This is a genomic window from Bradyrhizobium sp. Leo170, from assembly GCF_004296405.1.
GTDB lineage: Bacteria > Pseudomonadota > Alphaproteobacteria > Rhizobiales > Xanthobacteraceae > Bradyrhizobium.
The window spans coordinates 1-7,668 of sequence record NZ_PSRR01000387.1 but is presented as its reverse complement, the minus strand read 5'-3'; the positions used below and the strand labels follow the sequence as shown (position 1 = coordinate 7,668).

Sequence of the window (7,668 nt, the reverse complement as noted above, 5' to 3'; positions counted from 1 at the left end):
CCTCCGCGAACATTGCTGCCAGTTGTATTCGCGGAGGCAGCCCCTCACCCGGATCGCATCTGACGATGCGATCCGGCCTCTCCCCGCAGGCGGGGCGAGGCGAAGGGAGCTCGCGGCCTTAGCTAAGACTCAGCCCACCACTTCCGTGACCGGCTGCAAATCGATCTCGAACGTCTCGAGGAATTTCGAGGTCATGATGTAGAAGCCGACTGAGAGCTGCAATTCGACGAGCGCGGCCGGCGAGAGTTTCGAGGCGATCGCGTTGAAGGTGGCGTCCGTCGGTTTCTTCAGCTTGACGATCTCATCAGTGAAGGCGAGCGCGGCGCGCTGTACTTCGTTGAAGCAGGTGGCGGACTGCCAATTCTCCAGCGCTTCGTTCTGTTCGTCGGTGACGCCGACATTCTTGCCGATCCGTTTGTGCGCGACGATTTCGTATGGCGCTTCGCACAGGATTCCGGTGCGGGTAATCGCAAGCTCGCGCACGATCGGATCAAGCTCGCCTCTGTGTCGGATCGCGCCACCGAGCCGGCAGTATTGTTCAAAATAACTCGGCGAATGCGCCATCATGCGGAAGATATTGGCGTTGCGGTTCTTGTCGAGAATTTCGCGGGTGCGATCGCTGGCTTTGGCGGGATCGCTGTATTCGATGCGGGCCATTCTTTCCGTCTCGTTTCTTTTTTCGCGTTTTGCGTGGGTTCCGTTAAGGTCCAAGACACTATCTGGCGCTTGACGCAGGAGCAACACAGCCGAGTCAAAATGCCGCCGCAATGCTGGCCGACCCTGCTACCGTCGATATTCGCCGAGTGGGGACTCAATCAGAGCGAATGTCCGACGCGGGGTGTTCCGAGAGTACCAATCTAAAAGGCCGTCGCTTGCGCGGATTCCGCGCCACGATGAGTCACGCCCAAGTCTAGGGAGACAGGCATGAAGGAAGCCACCAGGAGGGCGGCCTCGGAGGCGCTTGCGCAAATGCTGGCGGTGACGGCAATGGTCGTCATCGCCGGCATTGTGCTCTATTGGCGGTGACTGTCGTCATATGCCAACCAACAACCGTCATTGCGAGCGCAGCGAAGCAATCCATGCTTCCGCAAGTGGCGAAATGGATTGCTTCGCTACGCTCGCAATGACGCCGGAATAACGACGGTCGTTCACTTTACCTTTTGAAAATACGGGACCAATCGCCCGGCGAACTGCGCAAACCGCGCGTTCACCTTGTCGCCGATCGCAAGATCGTTCTCGCCGTGCGCCATCATGCGGAAACCCTCGGCGATGTCGACCAGCACGATGTTGTAGGGCACATGCGCGCGCGTCTCGGGCGTGGCGGCGCGGCAGACCAGCGAAGTCGCGTACACTGTCCCTGCCCCGCTGGCGCGCTTCTCCTGCGGATCGGGTGCGCCGCAGACGGCGCAAAAGCTGCGGCGGAAATATTGCGCAGCGCCACAGGCGGCGCAGGATTGATAGACGATCGATTCCGCGCCCGTGGTCCAGTCCGCAAGTTTGCCGCTCATCGCACCCGCTCCAGGAACATGCTGACATGCGAGGACAGCACGCCGCCATCGCCATGCAATAGCGCGACCGAGGCGTCGCGGACCTGACGGTTTCCGGCTCGCTCAGTCATTTGCAGATGCGTCTCGACCAGATGCGCCATCGCGCCGCCGACGCCGCAATGTCCGTAGCTCAGAAGACCGCCATGGGTGTTGAGCGGCATCTCGCCGTCCTGATTGAAGTATCCGGCTCGCACGCGCGCGGCCGCCTCGCCGCGCTTTGCCAGGCCGAGATCTTCGAGCAGCATCGCAAGCGTGATGGTGAAGCTGTCGTAGACCGCGGCGTAACGCACATCGGAGATCGCAACGCCGGACACCGTTTTGGCCTTGGCGATCGCGATCTGGGCGCCGAGTTCGCTTAAAGCCGGCGCCGCAGTGACATGCTGATGCGTATGCGCCTGCGCACAGCCGCGGATGCGCACGCCGGCATCGCCAATCCGCTCGCGGCTGATTACGAAGGCCGCGCCACCGTCGGAAACGGGGCAGCAATCGAGCAGCTTCAGCGGCTTCGCCACCGGCTTCGAAGCCATCACGTCAGCGATCGTAATCGGGTCGTGGAATTGCGCGCCGGGATGGGTCAGCGCGTGCCTGCGCATCAGCACGGCGAATTCGGCGAGGTCTTCTTCGGTGAGGCCGTATTCGTGCATGTAGCGGGAAGCGACGAGGCCATAATAGGCGGGAATGGTCGGCCCGAGCGGCACTTCGTAATCGGGATGGCCGACTTGCGCGAGCGCCTGGATCGAGGCGTCGCGGCTCTGCCCGGTCAGACGGTTCTCGCCACCGACCACGAGCACATGCTTCGCCACACCGGCATCGACGAGATGATGCGCCAGCATGGTCATCGCGAGCCCGGTGGCGCCGCCGACCTGCACGGCATGGGCATAGGACGGGCGGATGCCGAAATGCTCGGCGAACACTGTCGCGAGCATGATGTGCGGCGACACCGTGGAGTAGCCGCAGAGGATGCCATCGATCTCCGACCGCTGCAGCCCGGCGTCCGAGATCGCAAGCTGCGCCGCCTTGCTCATGAGGTCGAGCGAGGACGAGCCTTCGTGCTTGCCGAATGAGGTCAGCCCGACGCCGGTGATGAAGCTCATGACGCTACTTCCTCCTCCGTCATTCCGGGGCGCCGCGCAGCGGCGAGCTACGATGTGCAATTGCACATCGGAGAATCCATCGGGCCGCATGCGAAAGAGGAGAAATGGATTCCGGGCTCGCGCTGCGCGCGCTCCGGAATGACGGTGTGAACTGTGGAGACGCCATCATCACCCGCCCTCAATACGACTTCGGCAGCCCCAGCACTTTCTCGGCAATAAAACTCAGGATGAGCTGCGGGCTGATCGGGGCGATGCGTGGAATCAGGGATTCGCGCAGGTAGCGCTCGACATGATATTCCTTGGCGTAGCCGAAGCCGCCATGGGTCATCACCGCTTGTTCGCAGGCGCGGAAGCCGGCTTCGGCGGCCAGGAATTTTGCCGAGTTGGCGGCCGGCCCGCAAGGAAGGCCGTTGTCGTAGTGCCATCCGGCCGACAGCACCATCAACCATGCGGCCTCCAGCTCCATCCAGCATTTGGCGAGCGGATGCTGGATCGCCTGGTTCATGCCGATCGGGCGGTTGAACACGATGCGGCTCTTGGCGTAGGCCTGCGCGCGCGACAGCGCGACCTTGCCGAGCCCGACTGCTTCGGCCGCGATCAGGATGCGCTCCGGATTCATGCCGTGCAGAATATATTCGAAGCCGCGCCCCTCTTCGCCGAGGCGATCCTCAACTGGAATCTCAAAATTCTCGAAGAACAATTCATTGGAATCGACGGGCTTGCGGCCCATCTTCTCGATCTCGTGCACGGTGACGCGCGTCTTGTCGAAATCGGTGTAGAAGAGGCTCAGGCCCTGCGTCGGCGTCCGCACCTCTTCCAGCGGCGTGGTGCGCGCCAGCAGCAGGATCTTGTTGGCGACCTGTGCGGTCGAGATCCAGACCTTCTGGCCGTTGACGATGTATTTGTCGCCCTTGCGCACCGCGCGGGTCTTGAGCTGGGTGGTGTTGAGCCCGGTGTTCGGCTCGGTCACCGCAAAGCAGGACTTGTCGCGGCCGTCGATGATCGGCGGCAGCATGCGCTGGCACTGCTCCTTGGTGCCGAACACGACCACCGGATTGAGCCCGAATACGTTCATGTGCACGGCCGACGCGCCCGACATGCCGGCGCCGGATTCCGAAATCGTGCGCATCATGATCGCGGCGTCGGTGATGCCGAGCCCGGAGCCGCCATATTCCTCGGGGATGCAGATGCCGAGCCAGCCGGCATCCGCCAGTGCGCGGTGGAAGTCGGCGGGGTAGCCGCCCTCCTTGTCCTTCTTCAGCCAATAGGCGTCGTCAAAGCGCGCACAGATTTTTGCCACTGCATCGCGGATGGATTCCTGATTGGCCGAGAGCGCAAAATCCATCAGTCTCTGTCCTAGTTCTCTGGTGTCTTGCTGACGCCGTCGCGGCGCATGGCGGCGATCTCGTCGGCGGAGAAACCGGCCTCCCGCAGGATCTCCACGCTGTGCTCGCCGAGCCGCGGCGCGAGCCGCTTCGGCTCGGCTGTCGTCTCCGACCAGCGCGCCGAGACCTTCATGCTGCGGATGCGACCTTCGGTCGGATGCTCGATGACCGGAAACACATCGGTTGCAACGATGTGCGGGTCCTGCAACAGGGTCTCGAGATCGTGCATCGGCATGACCGGCACGTCGGCCTTCTCGAGGATCTCGTTCCACTCCGCGGTGGTCTTGGTCTTGAGGATGCGCGCAAGCTCGGCGTAGACGCAATCGATATTGGCGGCACGGCCGGCGAAGGTCGCAAATCTCGAATCCTCGCGGAGATCGTCGCGCCCGATGGCGGTGAAGAAATTGTCCCACTGCTTGTCGTTGTAGACGATCACGCAGATATAGCCGTCGCTCGTCTTGTAGGGGCGGCGGTCCGGCGACAGATGGCGCTTGTAGCCGCCACGGTCGAGCGGCGGATCGTAGGTGAGGCCGCCCATATGGTCGCCCATGACGAAGCCGGCCATGGTCTCGAACATCGGGATGTCGACACGCTGCCCCTGCCCGGTCTTGTCGCGATGCACGAGGCTCGCGCAGATCGCGCCGACCGCGGTCAGTCCCACGATGCGATCGACCAGCGCGTTCGGCACGTAGCGCGGCACGCCGTCGGCGGTCTGCGCCATCAGCGCCGGTAGCGCGGTCGCGCCCTGGATCAGGTCGTCATAGGCGGGCTTGGCGGCATACGGTCCGTCCTGGCCGAAGCCGAACACGCCGGCATAGATCAGCCGCGGATTAATCTTGGAGACAACGTCGTAGCCGAGCTGCAACCGCGCCATCGCCCGCGGGCGCACATTGTAGACGAGCACGTCGGCCTTCGCGATCAGGCGCAGCACGGCCTCGCGCCCGGCCGGCTTCTTCAAGTCGAGGCAGATCGAGCGCTTGCTGCGGTTGGTGTTGAGGTACACCGGGCCCATGCCGGCATGGCGGGTCGGGCCGATCTGGCGCGTGACGTCGCCGTCGGGCGATTCCACCTTGATGACGTCGGCACCGTAGTCGCCGAGCGTCTGGGTCGCATACGGCCCCATCAGAACGGTCGTCATGTCCACGACCTTGATGCCCTCCAGCGGTCCCATAGCCTTGTCATCCTCTCAGAAAGGCAGCCGATCACGGCCGCGTTATCGCTTCCGGGGACCTAGTAACGGCAGGGCGTCCGCAAGATCAAGGCGCGCCGCGCGTATGGGCGTATGCGCGGCGGGTAGCGGGTTATCTGTTCGCCCGCGCGTCGCGCTCCTTCATCAGCCGCTCGAGCTCGTCATTCTGTTGGCTGATGCGGTCGGCAATACGCGCCTCGTTCTGCTCGCCGGATGCCGCGGCGGCCTGTTCGATGAGCTGCCTGATGTTGTCTTCAAGAATCGCAATGCGATCGTTGAGTTCGTCCAGCGACAGCGAGCTTTCGTTACCCATGATACACGCTCCGAAAGTCTGCGCCGCGGTGCACCGCGGCAATTCGTAGCATTGTAGGGTGGGCAAAGCGAAGCGTGCCCACCGTGACCAGCGGAGTGCTTGATGGTGTGCACGCTTCGCTTTGCCCACCCTACGGCAGCCCGCTTCGCCTACAGCCTACTTCGCCGGCTCCAGCAGCGAAACGTAATTCGCAACCGCGGCGCCGCCCATGTTGAAGATGCCGGCGAGCTCGGGATTCTTCAACTGCATACCCTCGGGCGCCTGCCCCGTGAGCTGCATCGCGCTCATCACATGCATGGAGACGCCGGTGGCGCCGATCGGGTGACCCTTCGCCTTCAGCCCGCCGGACGGATTGATCGGCAGCTTGCCGTCCTTCAGCGTCCAGCCCTCCTTGATCGCACGGGCGCCCTGCCCGCGCGGCGTCAGGCCCATCGCTTCATACTCGATCAGTTCGGCGACGGTGAAGCAGTCATGGGTCTCGACAAAGGAGAGATCGGAAAGCTTGGCGCCGGCCTGCTCCAGGGCGCGCTGCCAGGCCACCGTGCAACCCTCGAACTGCAGGATGTCGCGTTTGGACATCGGCAGGAAGTCCTGCGCATGGGCGGTGGCGCGGAAGTTCACCGCCTTCCCCATGGTCTTGGCGGTCTCCGAATCCGTCAGCACCAGCGCGGCGGCGCCATCCGACACCAGCGAGCAGTCGGTGCGCTTCAGGGGGCCGGCGACGAACGGGTTCTTGTCGCTCTCGGCGCGGCAGAATTCGAAGCCGAAATCCTTGCGCATCTGCGCATAGGGATTGGCGACGCCGTTCTTGTGGTTCTTGGCTGCGATCAGCGCCAGCGCATCGGACTGGTCGCCATATTTCTGGAAATAGGCCTGCGCGATCTTGCCGAACACGCCAGCGAACCCCCCGGGCGTATCACCATCTTCAGGCAAATAGGAGGCGCGGAGCAGATTGCGGCCGATCTCCGGTCCCGGCGTCTTCGTCATCTGCTCGACGCCGACCACAAGCACGAATTTGGAGCCGGTCTGGATGGCGCGGATGCCCTGGTGCACGGCGGCCGATCCGGTCGCGCAGGCGTTCTCGACGCGCGTGGCCGGCTTGAAGCGGAACTGCGGATCGGCCTGGAGCACCAGCGAGGCCGTGAAGTCCTGCTGCGAGAAGCCTGCGTTGAAATGTCCCAGCACGATCTCATCGACGTCGCCAGCCGAAATGCCGGCATCGGTCAGCGCCTCGTTGGCGACGCGCACGACCAGGCTTTCAACCGTCTCCGCGTCGAATTTGCCGAAGGGCGTGTGCGCCCACCCCACGATGCTGGCTGTCATGGCCGTTCTCCCAAAAATGTTCCTGATCGCTTGTAGCTGATCCGTATCCGGACTTCACCCGGCTTTCAGCGATTTCAGGGTGCGGTCGCACATGGCGGTTATGCCGGCCCAATTGTTGGACCTGACCTCGGCGGGCGGGCAGAGCCAGGACCCGCCGACCGCGACCACATTGGGCTCCGCCAGCCAGGTGGCGGCATTGGCCTCCCCGATGCCGCCGGTCGGGCAGAACCGCGCGTTCGGGAACGGCCCGGCCAGCCCCCGAAGTGCCTTGATACCGCCTGAAGATTCCGCCGGGAAGAATTTCACGAGGTCGAAGCCGTACGCCAGCGCCAGCATCAATTCGGATGCGGTGGCGATCCCCGGCGCGAACGGCAGGCTGCTGCCGGCAGCGGCTTTCAGGAGCTCGGGTGTCGCACCCGGGCTGATGCCGAATTTGGCGCCGAGCGCCTCGGCGCGGGCCAGATCGTCGGGGCTCAGGATCGTGCCGATGCCGACGATCGCGTCCGGCACCTCGGCCATGATCGCCTTCGCCGCCTCGGTCGCGACCGGCGTGCGCAAGGTGACCTCCAGGGTGTACACCCCGCCGGCGACCAGCGCGCGTGCCAGCGGCACCGCATCCTCGCGCCGCTCGATGGTCAGGACGGGGATGATCTTGGCCTGGCTGAACAGCGTGGCGAGCGTTTCCTGTTTGGCTGATGTCATTGCGAGACCCTGCGGGAATTCGCCGGCCGCGGCACTTTCTTCGGCGGCATGGCATAGCGCGGAATGATCGCGCCGGGATAGCAGACCACGACGCCGGCCAGCCGATGGCCGCGCG

General features: G+C 64.0%; 8 protein-coding genes and 1 pseudogene. All 9 read right to left on the bottom strand.

All coding sequences use genetic code 11. The annotated features are described in order from the left end of the window. Window positions 1-129: 129 nt before the first annotated feature. On the bottom strand, window positions 130-657 hold the full coding sequence (locus tag CWO89_RS37865; protein ID WP_130583455.1) for a carboxymuconolactone decarboxylase family protein: 528 nt from the start codon (window positions 655-657) through the stop codon (window positions 130-132). 491 nt (window positions 658-1,148) lie between these two features. Continuing rightward, window positions 1,149-1,508, bottom strand: a complete 360-nt coding sequence (locus CWO89_RS37860; RefSeq protein WP_130583454.1) for a Zn-ribbon domain-containing OB-fold protein — start codon at window positions 1,506-1,508, stop codon at window positions 1,149-1,151. Continuing rightward, window positions 1,505-2,641, bottom strand: coding sequence for a thiolase family protein (locus CWO89_RS37855; RefSeq protein ID WP_130583453.1), 1,137 nt, complete (start codon window positions 2,639-2,641; stop codon window positions 1,505-1,507). The genes CWO89_RS37860 and CWO89_RS37855 overlap by 4 nt, the downstream gene beginning before the upstream one ends. A 178-nt stretch (window positions 2,642-2,819) precedes the next feature. Next, on the bottom strand, window positions 2,820-3,986 hold the full coding sequence (locus CWO89_RS37850) for an acyl-CoA dehydrogenase family protein (protein ID WP_130583452.1): 1,167 nt from the start codon (window positions 3,984-3,986) through the stop codon (window positions 2,820-2,822). An 11-nt stretch (window positions 3,987-3,997) separates the two neighbouring features. Then, the gene (locus CWO89_RS37845) at window positions 3,998-5,197 is read right to left on the bottom strand and encodes a CaiB/BaiF CoA transferase family protein (protein WP_130583451.1); all 1,200 of its coding nucleotides are present in this window, start codon (window positions 5,195-5,197) and stop codon (window positions 3,998-4,000) included. 130 nt (window positions 5,198-5,327) lie between these two features. Further along, window positions 5,328-5,528 (bottom strand): hypothetical protein, encoded by a 201-nt coding sequence (locus CWO89_RS37840; protein WP_130583450.1) that lies wholly within the window; start codon window positions 5,526-5,528, stop codon window positions 5,328-5,330. Between the two features lie 156 nt (window positions 5,529-5,684). Next, on the bottom strand, window positions 5,685-6,851 hold the full coding sequence (locus tag CWO89_RS37835) for an acetyl-CoA acetyltransferase (protein WP_130583449.1): 1,167 nt from the start codon (window positions 6,849-6,851) through the stop codon (window positions 5,685-5,687). Window positions 6,852-6,905: 54 nt separating this feature from the next. After that, entirely contained in the window at window positions 6,906-7,553 is a 648-nt protein-coding gene (gene eda / locus CWO89_RS37830; RefSeq protein ID WP_130583448.1) for a bifunctional 4-hydroxy-2-oxoglutarate aldolase/2-dehydro-3-deoxy-phosphogluconate aldolase, read from the bottom strand. Further along, window positions 7,550-7,668, bottom strand: a pseudogene (locus CWO89_RS48465) (sugar kinase); the annotation flags it as partial. The pseudogene CWO89_RS48465 and the gene eda, both read right to left, overlap by 4 nt.